The sequence below is a fragment of the Pseudomonas sp. DWP3-1-2 genome, from assembly GCF_049896285.1.
Classification (GTDB): Bacteria; Pseudomonadota; Gammaproteobacteria; order Pseudomonadales; family Pseudomonadaceae; genus Aquipseudomonas.
Map to the genome: position 1 here is coordinate 113,278 of NZ_JAFCTZ010000006.1, position 16,751 is coordinate 130,028.

At 59.1% G+C, this 16,751-nt stretch carries 18 protein-coding genes and 1 pseudogene; 4 read left to right on the top strand and 15 right to left on the bottom strand.

Features of this window, described 5'->3' with window-relative positions; genetic code table 11:
- Nucleotides 1-40 precede the first annotated feature (40 nt).
- Together ACP7B0_RS15410 and ACP7B0_RS15415 are read right to left on the bottom strand one after the other, a co-directional pair.
- Nucleotides 41-907, bottom strand: coding sequence for a methyl-accepting chemotaxis protein (locus ACP7B0_RS15410; RefSeq protein WP_426142386.1), 867 nt, complete (start codon nucleotides 905-907; stop codon nucleotides 41-43).
- A pseudogene (locus tag ACP7B0_RS15415) lies at nucleotides 899-1,984 on the bottom strand (methyl-accepting chemotaxis protein); the annotation flags it as partial. The pseudogene ACP7B0_RS15415 and the gene ACP7B0_RS15410, both read right to left, overlap by 9 nt.
- A gap of 463 nt (nucleotides 1,985-2,447) precedes the next feature.
- Here ACP7B0_RS15415 and ACP7B0_RS15420 point away from each other — a divergent pair.
- Nucleotides 2,448-2,834: a hypothetical protein gene (locus ACP7B0_RS15420; protein ID WP_426142270.1), complete on the top strand. Its 387-nt coding sequence runs from the start codon at nucleotides 2,448-2,450 to the stop codon at nucleotides 2,832-2,834.
- Nucleotides 2,835-3,064: 230 nt separating this feature from the next.
- Here the strand turns inward: ACP7B0_RS15420 and ACP7B0_RS15425 are convergent, their stop codons facing one another.
- The 10 genes from ACP7B0_RS15425 to ubiE all read right to left on the bottom strand — a co-directional run bounded on the left by ACP7B0_RS15425 (nucleotide 3,065) and on the right by ubiE (nucleotide 11,200).
- Complete coding sequence (locus ACP7B0_RS15425) at nucleotides 3,065-4,981, bottom strand: methyl-accepting chemotaxis protein (RefSeq protein ID WP_426142271.1); 1,917 nt, start codon at nucleotides 4,979-4,981, stop codon at nucleotides 3,065-3,067.
- 88 nt (nucleotides 4,982-5,069) lie between these two features.
- Nucleotides 5,070-5,777: a 16S rRNA (uracil(1498)-N(3))-methyltransferase gene (locus tag ACP7B0_RS15430; RefSeq protein WP_426142272.1), complete on the bottom strand. Its 708-nt coding sequence runs from the start codon at nucleotides 5,775-5,777 to the stop codon at nucleotides 5,070-5,072.
- On the bottom strand, nucleotides 5,774-6,571 hold the full coding sequence (gene tatC / locus ACP7B0_RS15435) for a twin-arginine translocase subunit TatC (RefSeq protein ID WP_426142273.1): 798 nt from the start codon (nucleotides 6,569-6,571) through the stop codon (nucleotides 5,774-5,776). Before tatC ends, ACP7B0_RS15430 begins: the two co-directional genes overlap by 4 nt.
- Entirely contained in the window at nucleotides 6,568-7,059 is a 492-nt protein-coding gene (gene tatB / locus ACP7B0_RS15440; RefSeq protein ID WP_426142274.1) for a Sec-independent protein translocase protein TatB, read from the bottom strand. Before tatB ends, tatC begins: the two co-directional genes overlap by 4 nt.
- Before the next feature lie 10 nt (nucleotides 7,060-7,069).
- Entirely contained in the window at nucleotides 7,070-7,354 is a 285-nt protein-coding gene (locus ACP7B0_RS15445; RefSeq protein ID WP_426142275.1) for a twin-arginine translocase TatA/TatE family subunit, read from the bottom strand.
- Between the two features lie 40 nt (nucleotides 7,355-7,394).
- Entirely contained in the window at nucleotides 7,395-7,727 is a 333-nt protein-coding gene (locus ACP7B0_RS15450; RefSeq protein ID WP_426142276.1) for a phosphoribosyl-ATP diphosphatase, read from the bottom strand.
- 2 nt (nucleotides 7,728-7,729) lie between these two features.
- Nucleotides 7,730-8,122 carry a phosphoribosyl-AMP cyclohydrolase gene (gene hisI, locus ACP7B0_RS15455; protein ID WP_426142277.1) on the bottom strand — a complete coding sequence of 131 codons (393 nt, stop codon included), beginning with the start codon at nucleotides 8,120-8,122 and terminating at the stop codon, nucleotides 7,730-7,732.
- 68 nt (nucleotides 8,123-8,190) lie between these two features.
- Entirely contained in the window at nucleotides 8,191-9,810 is a 1,620-nt protein-coding gene (gene ubiB / locus ACP7B0_RS15460) for a ubiquinone biosynthesis regulatory protein kinase UbiB (RefSeq protein WP_426142278.1), read from the bottom strand.
- Nucleotides 9,807-10,430, bottom strand: a complete 624-nt coding sequence (locus ACP7B0_RS15465; protein WP_426142279.1) for a ubiquinone biosynthesis accessory factor UbiJ — start codon at nucleotides 10,428-10,430, stop codon at nucleotides 9,807-9,809. Before ACP7B0_RS15465 ends, ubiB begins: the two co-directional genes overlap by 4 nt.
- Nucleotides 10,430-11,200: a bifunctional demethylmenaquinone methyltransferase/2-methoxy-6-polyprenyl-1,4-benzoquinol methylase UbiE gene (gene ubiE, locus ACP7B0_RS15470; RefSeq protein WP_426142387.1), complete on the bottom strand. Its 771-nt coding sequence runs from the start codon at nucleotides 11,198-11,200 to the stop codon at nucleotides 10,430-10,432. The genes ACP7B0_RS15465 and ubiE overlap by 1 nt, the downstream gene beginning before the upstream one ends.
- 142 nt (nucleotides 11,201-11,342) lie before the next feature.
- Here ubiE and ACP7B0_RS15475 point away from each other — a divergent pair, with 142 nt between their 5' ends.
- From ACP7B0_RS15475 to ACP7B0_RS15485, 3 genes are all read left to right on the top strand, one after another.
- A complete protein-coding gene (locus tag ACP7B0_RS15475; RefSeq protein ID WP_426142280.1) occupies nucleotides 11,343-11,621 on the top strand; it encodes a polyhydroxyalkanoic acid system family protein in 279 nt (92 codons plus the stop codon).
- 250 nt (nucleotides 11,622-11,871) lie between these two features.
- Nucleotides 11,872-12,300 carry a phasin family protein gene (locus ACP7B0_RS15480; RefSeq protein WP_426142281.1) on the top strand — a complete coding sequence of 143 codons (429 nt, stop codon included), beginning with the start codon at nucleotides 11,872-11,874 and terminating at the stop codon, nucleotides 12,298-12,300.
- A gap of 10 nt (nucleotides 12,301-12,310) precedes the next feature.
- A complete protein-coding gene (locus tag ACP7B0_RS15485) occupies nucleotides 12,311-13,093 on the top strand; it encodes a phasin family protein (protein WP_426142282.1) in 783 nt (260 codons plus the stop codon).
- Between the two features lie 175 nt (nucleotides 13,094-13,268).
- Here the strand turns inward: ACP7B0_RS15485 and ACP7B0_RS15490 are convergent, their stop codons facing one another.
- The 3 genes from ACP7B0_RS15490 to phaZ form a co-directional block, all read right to left on the bottom strand.
- A complete protein-coding gene (locus ACP7B0_RS15490; protein ID WP_426142283.1) occupies nucleotides 13,269-13,883 on the bottom strand; it encodes a TetR/AcrR family transcriptional regulator in 615 nt (204 codons plus the stop codon).
- 57 nt (nucleotides 13,884-13,940) lie between these two features.
- A complete protein-coding gene (gene phaC, locus ACP7B0_RS15495; RefSeq protein ID WP_426142284.1) occupies nucleotides 13,941-15,626 on the bottom strand; it encodes a class II poly(R)-hydroxyalkanoic acid synthase in 1,686 nt (561 codons plus the stop codon).
- 151 nt (nucleotides 15,627-15,777) lie between these two features.
- The gene (phaZ, locus tag ACP7B0_RS15500; RefSeq protein WP_426142285.1) at nucleotides 15,778-16,632 is read right to left on the bottom strand and encodes a poly(3-hydroxyalkanoate) depolymerase; all 855 of its coding nucleotides are present in this window, start codon (nucleotides 16,630-16,632) and stop codon (nucleotides 15,778-15,780) included.
- Between the last annotated feature and the right edge of the window lie 119 nt (nucleotides 16,633-16,751).

Consider the following 16,751-nt stretch of genomic DNA (forward strand, 5'->3'; position numbering starts at 1 on the left):
CGCGAACCTCGCGCCGCAAGCTCGCTTCGGCGAATTCGTTTTACACCACCCGAAACTTCGCCACCAATCCCTGCAGGTGCGTGCCCAGCCTCGCCAGCTCTACGCTGGACGCCGCCGTTTCATCGCTGGAGGCGGCCGTTTGTTCGGACACGTCGCGCACGCTGAGCACATTACGGTTGATCTGCTCGGCCACGGCGCTCTGTTCTTCGCTGGCGGTGGCGATCTGGTGGTTCATGTCCTGAATCTTCGACATCGTACGGGTGATCTGCTCCAGCGCGCTACCGGCCCGACGGCTCAGTTGTACGCTGTTGTCGGTCAGGTTGCGGCTGCTGTCCAGCGTCGTCGCCACTTGCTGGGTGCCGTTTTGCAGTGCCGCGATCAATTCTTCGATTTCCTCGGTGGACTCCTGCGTGCGCTGGGCCAGGCTTCGAACTTCGTCAGCAACGACGGCAAACCCGCGCCCGGCCTCACCCGCGCGCGCAGCCTCGATGGCGGCGTTGAGCGCCAGCAGATTGGTTTGTTGTGACACCGACTTGATGACGTCCAGCACGCCCCCGATCTTGCTGCTCTCCAGCTTGAGCAGGCCCATCGCCTTGGTGGAATTGGCCACCTCCTGCGCCAATTGTTCGATTTGCCCGATAGCCTCGGCCACCACGTGATCCCCCTCCCGAGCCTGCTGGTCGGCATGCACGGCGGCGTCGGAAGCTTCTTGGGCATTGCGTGCCACTTCCTGCACCGAAGCGGCCATTTGATTCATGGCGGTAGCGACTTGATCGGTCTCATCCTTCTGATTATTGACCCCCGCGCTGGTTTGCTCAGTCACCGCGGACAACTGTTCGGCAGCGCTGGCGATTTGCGTGACGCCGTCACCGATACCGCCGATCAGATCACGCAGGCTCAGGGTCATCTCTTGAATGCTGCGTTGCAACTGGCCCATCTCGTCGCGGCGCTCGACCTTCATGTCCTGGCTCAAGTCGCCCTTGGCAATGCGCTCGGCAGCGCTCAAGGTCAAACGCAGCGGCGTGATGATCTGATGCGTCATCACCCAGGCGGCCATCAGGCCCAGCAACAGCGCCATCACCGCAACGCCGGTCAGCAGGGTGCGGGAAGTGGCTGCGTCAGCACTTCGCTGGTCGCTTTGCACGCTGATCAACTGCGCCACCGACGCGAGCATCGTGTCGCCCAGTTCTTCCAGACGCTCCTGGCCCGCTTCGACTTTGACCTGAGCGTTTTTGAACCGGGTCAGTTGGTCGCGATATTTCTCTAGAGACTCTTTGGCGGGTTGCAGCCCCTTGAGGTTTTCATCCGATTGATCCTCGGAGACTTGCGCCACTTCCTTGAGGGCTTCGTCGATAGCATTGATGGCGGCTGCCTCGTAGGATTCCTGCCCGCTGAAGGTATAAGCCTGAACCTGATAGCGCGCGGTCTGAATCTGTTGCTTGAGTTGGGAGAGGTTAGTGAACTCACCCAGCCGCTCGCTGTTGTCCTGCTCCTCACTGACGGCTTTGAGCACTTCGTTTTCCACCTGAGCCAACGCCTGTACGGCCAGCTCGGATTGTTGATCCAGCGCCATTCGTGCTTGTTCCCGCGCCTTGTGGTCTGCGCTCAGGTCGATGAAGGTTTTCTCCATGTTGTTGACGATCCGGCTTTGGTCAGTCAGTAACCGCAGGCTGGCGTTGTCGTCGGTTTCCCCGCGCACGGTCTCCAGTTGGGCCTGAAGGGCATTAAGACGCTCTACAACGCTCTTTGCGTTTTCTTCACGGTTGTCCGTGCGAAAGAGAATGCGCTCGGCACGCAGGTCCTTGGTCAGGTTGCTGAGCTGGCCAGTGGCCGTTAGCAATTCCGAGCGATCGATCATCTTGTCCAGGCCATGCCAGCCGGTCAGGGTGATCGCCAGCGTCAGCAACAGCACAAGCCCGAAGCCCAGTGTCAGTTTGAGTTTGACGCTCATATTGCCGAGCGCACGATTGATCCATCGAAACATGGGGAATCTCCTGCGAAAAACCAGACAGACAGGTCCGGGACGAGCCCCGGCCTGCGTTGTCAGCGCATCGGCAGGTGAATCAGAAGCGCGACCTGAACAGGTCGTAGGGAAATTCTGAAGGAGGGGGCTGAAGGATCTGTAAGACCCGCTTTCAACAACTGCACATGAAACCTAGGTCCCACAAGGTCAACTATGTGCTGATCGGCGCCTCTCGGTTCTGAAGCCGACCCCATCAAACACCCATAACCCTGAACTGATCAGGATTCGTGGGACCGGCTTTAGCCGGGAAGAGGCCAGGACAATGGCCACACAGGCCAGAATCTGTAGGAAGCGTCTGGCGCTTTTGCGGGACGTTTCTGTGCGCACATAACGTGGTTGGGCGCTAAACACGTCATCCACTGGCCGGTTTTATATAGAGAGCGTAGGAGAAAGTATTGGAGAATATTTATATGGGCTCTAAGTCATGAGCGATATACCGCTGGGGCTCGTTTCGTGTTTTATATTACTCCCGTTGATCATGACTGATAGTTGGCTGATTTACATGATTTGCAACTATACGGAAAAAGCCGAATCCTTTCTGCCCAACAGCAGCTTTGTAGAAGCGAATAGGTTGGCCTACTCTCAGGCGGGGCTTATTGGTAAAGCGATGCGTAACGGTTTTTTGACCGTGGTTTTGATGTTGCCTGAGAGGTGCGCTAAACGAGGGATATTGGATATTTCGGAGGCGAAAAACTTTCCGAAAAAATTGAAGAGAATGTTTTTCCTGTCGTGGGGGCTGAACGGGTTTTTTCTAATTGCCGGGATAGGGGTGGGTATTTATATCAAGCATTTTAGAGGTGTGGCAGTTTGAAGTGCATAAGGTGGTGTGTTGTGGATCAAGAGAGGAACCGTGCAGGAAAGAAGTAAGTTTCAAGGCTCTGGCGAACTTTAGATTCAAGATAAGGGAACTTGAGGGTGGACGAGTTGGCCGCTTTGTTTCGGGATTTCCCGGTGGCGGTCCTGGCGCACTGGCTTCTTTGAACGTTTTAGCCCGCTTCTGTGGGAGCGCCTACGGCGACGTTCCCACAGGAGCTACTGCTATCAAACCCTGAACTTACTCACCAACACCTGCAAATGATTACCCAGTCGCGCCAGTTCGACGCTGGAGGCGGCGGTTTCTTCGCTGGCGGCGGAGGTTTGTTCGGAGACGTCGCGAACATTCAGGATGCTGCGGTTGATCTCCTCGGCGGTGGCGCTCTGTTCCTCGGCGGCGGCGGCAATTTGCTGGTTCATTGCCTGGATGGCCGACACGGTGCGGGTGATGTTTTCCAGCGAGCTGCCCGCACGACGGGTCAGTTCGACGCTGCTGACGGTGAGTTCGCGGCTGTTGTCCATGATGGTTGCCACTTGTTGCGTGCCGCTTTGCAGACCGGAAATCAGTTGCTCGATTTCTTCGGTGGATTTCTGCGTGCGCTGGGCCAAGCTGCGCACTTCGTCGGCCACGACAGCAAATCCACGGCCCGCTTCACCCGCGCGTGCGGCCTCGATGGCGGCGTTCAGGGCCAGCAGGTTGGTTTGCTGTGCCACAGACTTGATCACGTCCAGCACGCTGCCGATCTTGTCGCTTTCGCGTTTGAGTTCGCCCATGGCCTCGGTGGAGTTACCCACTTCCGCTGCCAGACGCTCGATCTGAGCGATGGCTTCGTTGACCACCCGATCGCCTTCGCGGGCTTGCTGATCGGCGGCCACCGCGGCTTCAGACGCTTCTTCGGCGTTGCGGGCAACCTCCTGAACCGTGGCGGTCATTTCGTGCATGGCCGTGGCGACCTGGTCGGTTTCGCTTTTCTGGCTGTTGACCCCGGCGCTGGTTTGTTCGGTGACGGCCGACAGTTGCTCGGCCGCGCTGGCGATTTGTGTGACGCCATCGCGGATGCCGCCAATCAGTTCCCGCAGGCTGACGGTCATGCGCTGGATGCTGCCCTGCAGCCTGCCCAGTTCATCCTTGCGGTCCACCGTCAGGTTGTTGCTCAAGTCACCGGAGGCGACGCGTTCGACAATGTTCAGTGTTTGCAGCAAAGGCGCAACGATTTGACGTGTGATGACCCAGGCGGCTATTACACCAAACAGCAAGGCCAGGACGGTGACGATCGTCAGCATCGATTGGGCTTGCTGACTGTCAGCCTTGCGTTTGGCGTATTGATCGGTGGTCAGCTTTTCGCTGGTATCCAACAGGTCCTCGCCTTCCTTGGTCATGATTGCCAAGGCTTCCTTGCTGGCCTGTTGTGCGTCACGGTATTGCGCCACGGCTGCCTGATAGGCTTTGAGGCCAGCAATGGCGGTTTGCAACTGCCCCAGGTAGACCGGCGGGACACTGCCCGCGAGGGTATTGATGCCGACCAGTGCCTGCTCAATTCCAGCGTTAGCGTTTTTTTCGAACTCGGCTTTGCCGCTGTAGGTGTACCCGCGCACCTGATAACGCGCCTGCTGGATCAGTTTGCTGACCTCGACCGCGTTGTTGAATTGAAGCATGTCGTCGCCCTGCAACAGCGACGCCTCGACCTTGTTAATTTCGTTCACGGCTTTGTCGGCGGCATCGCCCATCAAGCTGCGGCTTGCTTCACGAGACTGGATCGCCTGGGTCATTTGCGCAAAGGCAACCCGATAAGCAGCGGCCGATTTGGCCTGATCTTCCAGCCAACCCACGCTTTCCGGGGTTATTAACCCGGCACGGGCCTGCTTCACGGCACTGTCGAGCTGATCCAGCGAGGACGCGACGCCTGCGGCTGTTTCTGCGTTGTACTGTGTTTCATAAGCCAAACGTTGGATGCGCAGATTCAGCGTCTGTTCACTGACCTTAGAGATCATCGCCAGCTTGTCGCCGCGCTCGATCAGGGACGTGACACTCAGCCAACCGGTAATCGTGATCAGTACGGTCAATAACAGCACCAAACCGAAGCCCAGTGCGAGCTTGAGGCTGACGCTCATATTTCCTAGAGCTTGGGTTAACCAGCGGGGCATGGCGCATCTCCTGACGCAGTTGTTGTAGGCGTATTCCTACATCGGCGGTCAGGAGTGAAACTGAAGGCGCTTACCCTCAAATGAGGGATTAGAAAAGGCGTGCGAGAAGGGCGGTCACAGCGGTCTCAACCCGAAGAATACGCTCGCCAAGCTGTACGGGCTGCAATCCGGCCTTGTGCAGCAGGTCGATTTCGTAAGGAATCCAGCCTCCTTCAGGACCAATCGCAAGTGTTACAGGTTGTTGCGCTACCCTCGGGCAAGGGGGGAACTGACCCGGGTGGCCCACCAGACCGAGCGTGCCTTCTACCCGTTGCGGCAGACGATCCTCCACGAACGGCTTGAAGCGCTTCTCGATGATGACCTCCGGCAAGACGGTGTCACGAGCCTGTTCCAGACCGAGGATCAGTTGTTCGCGAATGGCGGCGGGTTCCAGAAACGGGGTTTGCCAGAAGCTCTTCTCGACACGGTAGCTGTTGAGCAGGATGACTCTCGGCACGCCCATGGTCGCGATGGTCTGGAATACCCGGCGCAGCATCTTGGGCCGGGGCAGGGCCAACAGCAACGTCAAGGGCAGTTTTTCAGGTGGCGGGGTGTCAAGGCTGACCCGCAACTCGGCTTCGTGTCCTTCCAGGCGCAGCAACTCGGCGTTACCCATCAAGCCGCCCACACGGCCCACCCGCAGACTGTCGCCCACCACGGCACGATGCACCTCCTGCATGTGCGTGAGACGTCGGTCGCGCAGGATGACCCGATCAGCCGCAATGAAATCGGCTTCTTCAAGCAGCAGCAGATTCAAGGCTGAGTCGCAGGCGGCTGGTCTTGCTTGTCTTCGTCGGCGGGCTGATCTTCCGGGTGATCACCGCGCTTGGTAATCATCGCGCTGCACAGCACGCCGATTTCGAACAGCAGCCACATCGGCACCGCAAGCAGGGTCTGGGAGAAGATATCCGGCGGGGTAAGGATCATCCCGACCACAAAGCAACCGATGATCACGTAAGGGCGGATCTTGCGCAGGTATTTCACGTCGACGATGCCGATCCATACCAGCAACACCACGGCCACCGGGATCTCGAACGCCACGCCAAAGGCGAAGAACAGCGTCATGACAAAGTCCAGGTAGCTGGCGATGTCCGTCATCATCGACACGCCTTCGGGCGTCACGCTGGCGAAGAAGTGGAAGATCAGCGGGAAAACCAGGTAATACGCAAAGGCCATACCCGAATAAAACAGAATGATGCTCGACACCAGTAGCGGCACGGCGACGCGTTTTTCGTGCTTGTACAAGCCCGGCGCGATGAACCCCCAAATCTGATGCAGGATCACCGGCATGGCCAGAAACAGCGCCACCATCATGGTCAGCTTGAACGGCGTGATGAACGGTGAGGCCACATCGGTGGCAATCATCGTTGCACCTTCGGGCAGGAACACGCGAAGGGGCGCTGACACGAAGGTGTAGATCTTCTGGGTGAAATAAAACAGGCAGGCGAAGATGACGAATACCGCCAGGACGCACCGCAGCAGGCGCGAACGGAGTTCTGTGAGGTGCGAAACCAGCGGCATTTGCTGGTCGTTTTCCGGAATATCGCTCATGGGGCTCGCGGGGGCAGTGACGAATCGTTGGCGGAAGGCGCGTTGGGGTTCGGCGTCGGTTCAACGTGCGGCAGGGCTTCGGCAGGCCGTGCTTCGACAGGCGCTGCGGGCGCGATTGGCGTGCTGCCAGCCGGTGCCGCAGGCCCAAGCTCGGCCGGTGTCGGCGCGGGAGGCGTAACCGGCACCGTCGAGACGACCGGCTCCTCCGGCGAACTGTTCGCTTCGACTGCGGGCGCGGGGGCTGGCGGTGACATGATTTTGCGGGCTTCCTGTTCCAGCGACAGGATGTGCTCGTTATGCAGCTGCCGACGGATTTCGTCGGCGCCGATTTCGCGTTCAACTTCCTGTTTGATCGCATTGAAGCTGCGTTTCAACCGGCCCACCCAGAGCCCGGCGGTACGCGCAGCACCCGGCAGACGCTCCGGCCCCAGCACCAGCAAGGCGACGAGACCGACGAGCAGCAGTTCAGTGAAGCTGATACCAAACATTCGATACGACCTAGTCTTTACGGATTGGCTCTTCGACTTTGTGCGCCTGCGCGTCGATCGTGTGCGGCTGGTTCAGGGGGGAACCCTGTGGCGCAGCTTGTGGCGGCTGTTGGGGCTGTTGGGGCTGCGCGGGCGGTGGCGTTGAATCGGCTTTTTCTTCATCGCTCATGGCCTTGCGAAAGCCCTTGATCGACTCACCGACGTCAGTGCCCAGCCCCTTGAGTTTCTTGGTGCCGAAAATCAGTACCACGACAACCAGGATGACGACCCAGTGTTTCCAGTCAAAAATACCCATGAAGCATTCCTCGTAGAAGTTTCAGCTCGAAAATTGAAAGTCAGTCGTTCGAGCGTGCGGCTTTTTCCGCATGGCCCGACAGGCCGAAACGGCGGTCCAGTTCATCGAGCACCGCTTGTGGATGCTGGCCCAGCGCAGCGAGCATGACCATGCTGTGAAACCACAGATCGGCGGTTTCATAGATGACATCGCTGCAATCGCCACTGACGGCGGCGTCCTTGGCGGCAATGATGGTTTCCACCGACTCTTCGCCGACCTTTTCCAGAATCTTGTTAAGACCTTTGTGATACAGGCTGGCGACGTAGGAACTGTCGGCAGCGGCGCCTTTGCGCGATTCAAGCACTTGCGCCAGGCGGGACAAGGTATCAGTCATGGTCAGTGCCCTGCGTGGTAAATGGAATCCGGATCTTTCAATACCGGGTCTACGGTTTTCCAGCCTGAATTCTCGTAAACACGGTAGAAACAGCTTTCGCGACCGGTATGGCAAGCGATGCCGCCGATTTGTTCGACCATCATGATGATCACGTCGGCGTCGCAGTCCAGGCGCAGTTCATGCAACTTCTGCACGTGGCCTGATTCTTCGCCTTTGCGCCAGAGTTTGCCACGTGAACGCGACCAATAGATTGCCCGATTTTCGGCGGCGGTAAGGCTCAGGGCCTCACGATTCATCCACGCCATCATCAACACACGCCCGGTCTTGTAATCCTGGGCGATTGCGGGCACGAGGCCTTCGCTGTCCCACTTGATTTCGTCCAGCCAGTCTTTCATATCTACTCCGGCAGCCGGGCTTGAGGTCTCGGCGGGGTGAACAGTGTGCCAGCGGTCAGCGCCGCTGGCTATCGGCGCACGACCAGATACAAACCCGCGACGAGCATGATCCAGGCCGGCCATGCAACGGGGGCCACCAGGTGCGTGCCGTCGGTGACCAGGGTTGAAGCCATGACCGCGCCGCCCGCCAGCAATCCTGCGCCCAGCAGGCGCAAGGCCCAGCCGTCACCGCGTTCGCGCCAGGGCGGCGGCGGGTCGGCAGCGTGAGGCTGGGACATGCGTTCCAGCAGGTCGCGGGTCATGTTGGCCAGATGCGGGATCTGCTCGACCTGGGATTGCAGGTTGTGGAACAACGTTTTGGGGCTGACGCGCTCGCGCATCCAGCGTTCCAGGAACGGCTGGGCCGTCGCCCACAGGTCCAGGTCCGGGTACAACTGGCGGCCCAGCCCTTCGATGTTCAGCAGGGTTTTCTGCAGCAGCACCAGTTGCGGCTGGACTTCCATGTTGAAGCGCCGGGCCGTCTGGAACAGGCGCATCAGCACCTGGCCAAAGGAAATGTCCTTGAGCGGTTTTTCGAAAATCGGCTCGCACACGGTGCGGATCGCGGCTTCGAATTCGTTGAGCTTGGTCTCGGCCGGCACCCAGCCTGAATCAATGTGCAACTGCGCCACGCGCCGATAGTCGCGCTTGAAGAAGGCAAACAGGTTGCGGGCCAGATAATCCTGGTCTTCCGGCGTCAGGCTGCCAACGATCCCGCAGTCGATAGCAATGTATTGCGGGCTCCACGGGCTGACCGTGCTGACGAAGATGTTGCCGGGGTGCATGTCGGCATGGAAAAAACTGTCGCGGAACACTTGGGTGAAGAAAATTTCTACCCCGCGCTCGGCGAGCATCTTCATGTCGGTGCGCTGATCGGCCAACGTCGCCAGATCGGTGACCTGAATGCCGTAGATGCGCTCCATTACCAGCACTTTCGGTCGGCACCAGTCCCAGTAGACTTGCGGCACGTACAGCAACTGCGAACCTTCGAAATTGCGGCGCAACTGACTGGAGTTGGCGGCTTCACGCAGCAGGTCCAGTTCGTCGTAAATGGTTTTTTCGTAGTCAGCGACCACATCCACCGGATGCAGCAGGCGCGCATCGGCGGACATGCGCTCGGCGGTACGGGCCAGAATGAACAGCCAGGCCAGATCCTGACCGATGATCGGCTTCAGACCCGGGCGCACCACTTTGACGACGACTTCTTCGCCGGTCTTGAGCTTGGCGGCGTGCACTTGGGCAACCGACGCCGAGGCAAGCGGCGTGACATCAAAGCGACTGAACACTTCGCTGATTTTCGCGCCCAACTGTTCTTCGATGAGCTTGATGGCCAGTTGTGGGTCGAAAGGTGGCACGCGGTCCTGAAGCAGCATCAACTCGTCGGCAATGTCTTCGGGCAACAGATCGCGGCGCGTGGACAGCAACTGGCCGAACTTAATGAAAATCGGCCCCAGGTCCTGCAGCGCCATGCGCAGGCGCGCCCCTCGCGGCAGCTCCGACACCTTGCGCGGGAACCAGCGCCACGGCATGACAAAGCGCAGGGCGAGCATCCACCAGGGCAGCGGCAGGGCGAACAGCAGGTCATCGAGACGGTAGCGGATCACGACACGCTGGATGCGAAACAGACGGCGGACGGCAAGCAACTTCATGCGTTATCGCTGGAATTAAGGGATTGGTTGAGGCGCTCAAAGCGTGCCTCAAGGCGTTCCAGATCAAGTTTGATCTGATCGAGTTCGGCAAAACGAGCTTCTGCTTCGTGCTTGCCTACCAGTGTGCGCGATTCTTCGCTCAGGTAGTCAGCAAGATTCTGACTCAGGCTGGCGAAGCTTTCGCTGCTCCAACGGGCGCGGCTGCGCAAATGATCGCCCAGCAGGGTGCTGGCAACCGGGCCGAGCCAGCGTGACAGCTCGAACTCCCAGTCCAGCTCCAGATCCTGCAGGATGCCGACCAGTTCCAGCAGCACTGAACTGTCGCCATCGAGTTCGACGTCCGGGCCATGGAGTACGGCGGTCTTGTCCTGGCTCAGCGCCAGACGCATGAGGCTCGCCGCCGGTGCGCGCAAGGTGCAATCGGCCTCGACTTCCCAGTGGGCAGCGAGCAGCAAGCCTTCGTCGCTGGGCAGAATGAACAGTTGCAACGCCGGGTTGCGACAATCAACCGCAATCACCTTGCCGCTCAAACGGGCAAGGCGCGGCAGGGCCGTGCTGTCCAGACGCAACACGCGATTCAGACCGTGCTCGACGCTGGCGAGTATGCCGCGCAGCAGCATCAGGGCTTGATGCCGCGGTGCAGCGCGACAACACCGGCTGTCATGTTGTGATAGGTCACGCGATCAAAGCCCGCTTCGACCATCATCGACTTCAGGGTTTCCTGATTCGGGTGCATGCGGATCGACTCCGCCAGATAGCGGTAGCTTTCCGAATCGTTGGTGACCAGTTTGCCCATCAGCGGCATGAACGCGAACGAGTAAGCGTCGTACGCCTTGGACATCAGCTTGTTGGTCGGTTTGGAGAACTCCAGCACCAGCAGGCGACCGCCGGGCTTGAGCACGCGCAGCATGGAGCGCAGCGCGTCTTCCTTGTGCGTGACGTTACGCAGACCGAACGCGATGGTGACGCAGTCGAAATGGTTGTCAGGGAACGGCAGTTTTTCAGCGTCGGCCTGGACAAACTTGACGTTGCCGGCCACACCCAGGTCCAGCAGACGGTCGCGACCGACCTTGAGCATGGATTCGTTGATGTCGGCCAGCACCACCTCGCCGGTCGGGCCTACCAGGTGCGAGAACTTGCGGGTCAGGTCGCCCGTGCCGCCCGCGATGTCCAGCACACGATTGCCCGTGCGCACACCGGAGAGCTCGATGGCGAAGCGTTTCCAGAGTCGATGCATGCCGCCTGACAACAGGTCGTTCATCAAGTCGTATTTGGCCGCAACGGAGTGGAAAACCTCCGCTACTTTTTCGGCCTTCTGGCTTTCCGGCACATTTTTGTAACCGAAGTGAGTCGTAGGTTCGGCATCGCTGCCTTTGCGCGGATCGTTCATATCACGGTCACCGGAATAAAGTGCGGCCATTCTAATCGCCGGGGCTGGCTTTGTCTTGACAAGGCTCATCGTCAACAGTTTCTTCATTCGGAGCGGCTGGTATAGTTGCGCCACGATTTACCTTGCGATGAAGGAGTCAGGAATGGCCCGAATTACCGTTGAACGGCCGCACGCACTGGGCAAAGAAAAGGCCCGGGAGAAGGCTGAAGTGCTGGTGGAAAAACTGGCGGAAAAATACGGCATTGCCCATGAGTGGAACGGCGACAGCGTGGAGCTCAACGGCAAGGGCGCCAAAGGCACCGTGGATGTCGAAGACGCGCTGGTGCGGGTCAACCTTGAGCTGAACTTCTTTCTGTCCGCCATGAGTGGGCAGATTCAGGCCGAAGTCGAAAAGCAACTGGATAGGGCGTTGCTGGCCTGACGGTTTTTTGTGGATCGGCTTTGGGCGGGAAGAGGTTGTGACAGGCGCAGCGCCTTTGTCGCCCGATCAGCAGCCTTCCCGGCTAAAGCCGGTCCCACGGCCGCCGCGCAATCCTGGCGGCACTGGCCTGCGAGGTCTGACAGGTGAGGCCACCAACCTAGGGTGAGCATTCTAATTTTTGCGCCTACTTTGTACCCATGCCCCCTTCCAACGGGGATGACCCTCCAACATTTCGAACGCGAGGTGCACCATGGCCAAAGTCAGGTTGTTGAAGAAAAAAACCGAAACCGAGCAAGACTCGACGCTTTCCGACGTCAGGCTCTATGCGCGCAAAATCTGGCTCGCCGGTCTGGGCGCCTATTCCTGGGCCGAGCAGGAAGGCAGCGAGTACATCAAGGAACTGATCCGTACCGGTGAGGAAACGGAGAAGAAAGCCAAGCATGTCATCGACGAAAAAGTCGAAGCCGCCAACAGCGAAATCATGGCCTTGACCGATGACGTGGTCGAGGTCGCGGAAGATGTTGAAAACCGACTGGAACGCATCGAAAACGCTTTTGATCGTCGAGTGGCCAGTGCCCTGCATCGCATTGGCATTCCATCCAGACATGACGTCGAGACACTCTCTGCTAAGCTCGATGGGCTGACAGCATTGCTCGAACGTGTTGCAAACAAAAAATAAGGAGAGCGGGATGGCTGGCAAGAAAAAAGTTGAAAAGGAAAGCAGCTCCTGGATGGGGGGAGTCGAAAAATACTCCCGTCAAATCTGGCTGGCTGGCTTGGGTGCTTACTCCAAAATCAGCAATGATGGCAGTAAGCTTTTTGAAACCCTCGTCAAAGATGGCGAGAAGGCCGAGAAAGAAACCAAGGCCGACGTCGACAAGCAGGTTGATGAAGTCAAAGGCAAGGCGAAGTCTCGCGTTGACGATGTCAAAGACCTTGCGATGGGTAAGTGGAGCGAACTGGAAGGGGCTTTCGACAAGCGTCTGAACAGCGCCATTTCCCGCCTGGGTGTGCCCAGCCGCAATGAAGTCAAGGCGCTGCACAACAAGGTTGATCTGCTGACCCGGCAGATCGAAAAGCTGACCGGCGAATCCGTACCGACCGTCACACGTGCAGCGGGGGCCAGACCCAAGGCTACGACGAAACCCTTGGTCAAGGCAGCCGCCAAGACCGTCGCCAAAACCGCCGATAAAGCGGCCAGCAAAACCGCGGCGGCCAAACCTGCAGTAAAAGCTGCCGCGGCCAAACCCGTTGCAGCGGCCAACAAGGCGGCGACGGCCACCGCCAGCAAAGCCAAGTCGGTAGCGGCCAAGGCGTCCACGCCGAAAAAACCTGCGCCTGCAAAGGCAGCGGCACCCAAGGTCACCAAACCGGCCGCTACAGAAAGCGCCACACCGGCTGCCAGCAATACGGCAACCGCCCCGGCAGCGTCTTCCGGTTCGACCGCGTCGACGCCCGCCAGCCAGTCCTGATTCTGGACTGTAAAAAACCCGGCCTGTGCAAGCAGGTCGGGTTTTTTGTGGGTTGAAATAAAGGGATCCTGTAGGAGCGAGCTTGCTCGCGATTGGGTTTGCGATGCAACAGATCAGTCAACTGCCCATCAGCCAGTCCTGATCCTCCAACAGTATGTGTATTTTTTGGCGGAAATTACGCCTCCAGATAATGCATCGCCAGCTGCTGCGCCGCGTCCCGAGAGGCGGGGATAAGGTGTGGTGCCACGAGCATCATGATCTGGTAAACCACGACCTGACTCTCGCCTTCACGGCCCAGGATGTGCTGGTAGTCCAGCGAGAACAGCAACGTCATGGTGATCTGCTCCACCAGTTGGCCCAGGGCCTGGGTGTCACTGACGATTTGACCTTCGGCCTTCAGGCGCGCCAGCAACGAGGCCAGGGTGCGCTTGATGGCGTTGAGCACCTGGCGAATCCCCCGCGCCAGTTTTGGCAGGCGTCCGGAAAGGTTGGACAGGTCCTGAAACAGGAACCGGTAGTACGCCAGCCGCTCGACAATGAGGTGCAGGAACAGCCAGTAATCTTCAGCGACCAGGTGCGCATCTTCCGGCGGGCCCAGCAAGGGCGCCAGTTCGGCCTGAAACCGCTCGAACAGCTCAAGGATGACCGGTTCCTTGCCATGAAAGTGGTAATACAGGTTGCCGGGGCTGATCCCCAGTTCGTTGGCAATTTCCAGGGTTGAAACGTTCGGCTCTCCCTGCTCGTTGAAAAGCGTCAGGGCACATTCAAGTATGCGGTCGCGGGTCTTCATCCGGTCTTCTTGTTTGACGGGTTGGCGTGAGCGGGCGGCGTTCCGACGATGTCGTGCCTAACGCACATGCACATACGTCCCGGGTGCGTCCTCCATGGGGGGGTAATTGGCGTTGCCTAAAGTGGTCAGCGTTTCCCGTTGGGTGCCGGAACGTGCCTTGACCCACTCCAGCCAGGTCGGCCACCAGCTGCCATCGTGACTTTTTGCGTCGTAATACCAGGCCCGGGGGTCGCTGCTCAGCTTTCCGTTCTCGACAAACGTCGCTTTGGTATGGCCCGGCGGATTGAGAATGCTCTGCACGTGGCCACTGCTGGACAGCAGAAAGCGCCGCTCCCCGCCCAGCAGCAAGGTCGAGCGATAGACAGCATCCCACGGTGTGATGTGGTCGTTGATGCCTGCGACGTTGAAGCTGTCGACCGTCACTTTTTGCAGGTCAATGGGCGTCCCGCAGACTTCCAGACCGCCCGGATGGGTCAACGGGTTGTGCTTGAAAAAGTCCAGCAAGTCGCCGTGCAATGCCGCGGGCAAACGGGTGCTGTCGTTGTTCCAGTAGAGAATGTCGAATGCGGGCGGCGATTTACCCAGCAGGTAGTTGTTGATCCAGTAGGCCCAGATCAAATCGTTGGGGCGCATCCAGGCAAATATCTTGGCCATTTCGCGTCCGTCCAGTACGCCCTGTTGATAAGACCGGCGCTTGGCGGCCTCCAGTGTCTGCTCGTCAATGAACAGCGTGGCGGGGCTCTCGATCTGGCTATCCAGCAGGCTGACCATGTACGTGGCGCTGGACACGCGGCGCAGTTGGCGCTTGGCCTGCAGGTGGCCTTGCAGTGCCGCGATGGTCAGGCCGCCAGCGCAGGCCCCCACCAGATTCACTTCCCGCGCACCGGTAATGGCGCGGCAGATATTCAGGGCTTCTTCTGCCGCTTGAACGTAGCTGGAAAGCCCCCACTCGCGATGGCGCACGTCCGGATTGCGCCAACTGATGACGAAAGTTTGCAGGCCGTTTTTGAGGCAGTACTGCACGAAGCTGTTATTCGGGCTGAGGTCGAAGATGTAGTACTTGTTGATCTGCGGCGGCACGATCAGGAGGGGGCGCGCGTACTGCTTTTCGCTCATGGGTTTGTACTGGATCAGCTCCATCAGCTCATTGCGGTACACCACCGAGCCAGAGGTGGTCGCCACGGTACGGCCCACTTCGAATGCGTTTCGGGTGGTCTGACGCGGCAGTCCGTTGTTGTGCAGCATGTCATCGAACAGGTGGCCCAGGCCCTTGAACAGGCTGCTGCCTCCGGTATTGAACAGCTCCTTGATGGCCATGGGGTTGAACAGGGTGTTGGACGGCGAAACAGCGTCGTTGATCAACGAAAAAATGAAGTGCGCCCGGGCCCGGTCGTCTTTCGAGAGATCGCTGTCGTCGATCCAGTGCCTGACCTGATGCTGCCAACTCAAATAGGCTTGCAGGCCGCGCCGGTAGAGCGGGTTGAGGCTCCACGTCGGATCATTGAAGCGGGCATCGCGGGGTGGCAGCGCATAGAGCGTCTCGCCCAGCAGCAAGGCCTGCCCCAACTGGCGCCCGAGTATCAGGGTGTGGCGAGCGCTGCGCAGCGGATGTCGCAAACCCTGGGCGACCACGCTACGCAAGGTTGAAAACAGGTCCCGGCCGCGCAATCCGGTGATCGCGCTTTGCGCGTTGATATAGGTCACCGCCGTAATCTCGGTGTTCCTTACTGGTTTTTCTCGCATGGTGGCAACACTCCTTCGTCGGGCCATCGAACCAATACAGCTGCGCAAGCCCCTGTCCGAGCGGGCTTGCGTCGTTCTGTGCTGTCTGCGCCGTGCGACACTCCGATCCTCGTGCGCAGTCAGTGAAGCGTCTTTCTCTCCGATACCGAGTTCAGCGGGTACTCGAAGCAGGATGTGGATGCATGACGGCACGCTGCCGTTCCTGCTCCAGAAATTTCATGATGATGGGCGCTACGGCTTCAGCCCGGGTGATCAAAAACAAATGACCGTCATCGATTATGTGTAGCTGGGCATTGGGTATACGCCAAGCCAGAAGACGCATATTTATCAGCGGTATCAGGGGATCGTCGTCACCGGCCAGCACCAGGGTGGGCTGATGGATCTTGTGCAGCCAGTGAATGCTCGTCCAGCCCATGCCCGCGAACAACTGCCAGTAGTAACCCAGTTTTCCGGACGAACGCACCTTGGCCGCATGGTTGGCCGCCAGATGCGGGTCACGGCGAAAAGCCCCGCCGTAGATTTCCGGTGCGATGCGGATCACGTGGGACGGCTGAATGTAGCGCCGCGGACTGGCCATCAACCACAGCACGCGCGGTTTGCCCGGCACCATGACTGCGCCTGCCGCTGTCGCCGCCAGGACCAGTTTCTTGCAGCGTTCCGGGTAATCGTAGGCGAACTGTTGGGCCAGCGCGCCACCCCACGAAACGCCAATGGCATTGACCTGGCCATAATCCAGGTAGTCGAGCATCCGCGCGGCCAGCTTCGCCAGACCCGGAAAGCGGTAAGGACGATTGGGCGTCGACGAACCGCCCACACCGGGCACATCGAATGCAATGACCTCCAGGTCCGGGTCCAGCGCATCGACGAATGGAAACACCAGCTCAAGGTTGGCACCGATGCCGTTGAAAATCAGCAGCGGTGTCAAATGGGGTTTGCCTGGGCGCACTGCGGTGCGAATGCTATGACCATTCAAATCAATGGTTCGGAAAATAAACGGTTGCGGCATGCGCGAAGCCCTGTGGGTTAAACCGCTGGGAAAGCTGTCCTGCGCTTCTACCAGAGAGACCGGGGGCTGACCCCGGTGTGTAAGTGTCCAATAATTATGTAACGGCGGCGGCGGGTACT

Excerpts from the sequence above, each read along its gene's own strand:
- ACP7B0_RS15425 (WP_426142271.1), bottom strand. The coding sequence starts at position 4,981 with ATGCCCCGCTGGTTAACCCAAGCTCTAGGAAATATGAGCGTCAGCCTC.
- tatB (WP_426142274.1), bottom strand. The coding sequence starts at position 7,059 with ATGTTTGGTATCAGCTTCACTGAACTGCTGCTCGTCGGTCTCGTCGCC.
- ACP7B0_RS15420 (WP_426142270.1), top strand. The coding sequence starts at position 2,448 with ATGAGCGATATACCGCTGGGGCTCGTTTCGTGTTTTATATTACTCCCG.
- ACP7B0_RS15410 (WP_426142386.1), bottom strand. The coding sequence starts at position 907 with ATGACCCTGAGCCTGCGTGATCTGATCGGCGGTATCGGTGACGGCGTC.
- phaC (WP_426142284.1), bottom strand. The coding sequence starts at position 15,626 with ATGCGAGAAAAACCAGTAAGGAACACCGAGATTACGGCGGTGACCTAT.
- ACP7B0_RS15485 (WP_426142282.1), top strand. The coding sequence starts at position 12,311 with ATGGCTGGCAAGAAAAAAGTTGAAAAGGAAAGCAGCTCCTGGATGGGG.
- ACP7B0_RS15450 (WP_426142276.1), bottom strand. The coding sequence starts at position 7,727 with ATGACTGATACCTTGTCCCGCCTGGCGCAAGTGCTTGAATCGCGCAAA.
- ubiB (WP_426142278.1), bottom strand. The coding sequence starts at position 9,810 with ATGAAGTTGCTTGCCGTCCGCCGTCTGTTTCGCATCCAGCGTGTCGTG.
- tatC (WP_426142273.1), bottom strand. The coding sequence starts at position 6,571 with ATGAGCGATATTCCGGAAAACGACCAGCAAATGCCGCTGGTTTCGCAC.
- ACP7B0_RS15490 (WP_426142283.1), bottom strand. The coding sequence starts at position 13,883 with ATGAAGACCCGCGACCGCATACTTGAATGTGCCCTGACGCTTTTCAAC.
- ubiE (WP_426142387.1), bottom strand. The coding sequence starts at position 11,200 with ATGAACGATCCGCGCAAAGGCAGCGATGCCGAACCTACGACTCACTTC.
- ACP7B0_RS15480 (WP_426142281.1), top strand. The coding sequence starts at position 11,872 with ATGGCCAAAGTCAGGTTGTTGAAGAAAAAAACCGAAACCGAGCAAGAC.
- hisI (WP_426142277.1), bottom strand. The coding sequence starts at position 8,122 with ATGAAAGACTGGCTGGACGAAATCAAGTGGGACAGCGAAGGCCTCGTG.
- ACP7B0_RS15465 (WP_426142279.1), bottom strand. The coding sequence starts at position 10,430 with ATGCTGCTGCGCGGCATACTCGCCAGCGTCGAGCACGGTCTGAATCGC.
- ACP7B0_RS15475 (WP_426142280.1), top strand. The coding sequence starts at position 11,343 with ATGGCCCGAATTACCGTTGAACGGCCGCACGCACTGGGCAAAGAAAAG.
- ACP7B0_RS15445 (WP_426142275.1), bottom strand. The coding sequence starts at position 7,354 with ATGGGTATTTTTGACTGGAAACACTGGGTCGTCATCCTGGTTGTCGTG.
- phaZ (WP_426142285.1), bottom strand. The coding sequence starts at position 16,632 with ATGCCGCAACCGTTTATTTTCCGAACCATTGATTTGAATGGTCATAGC.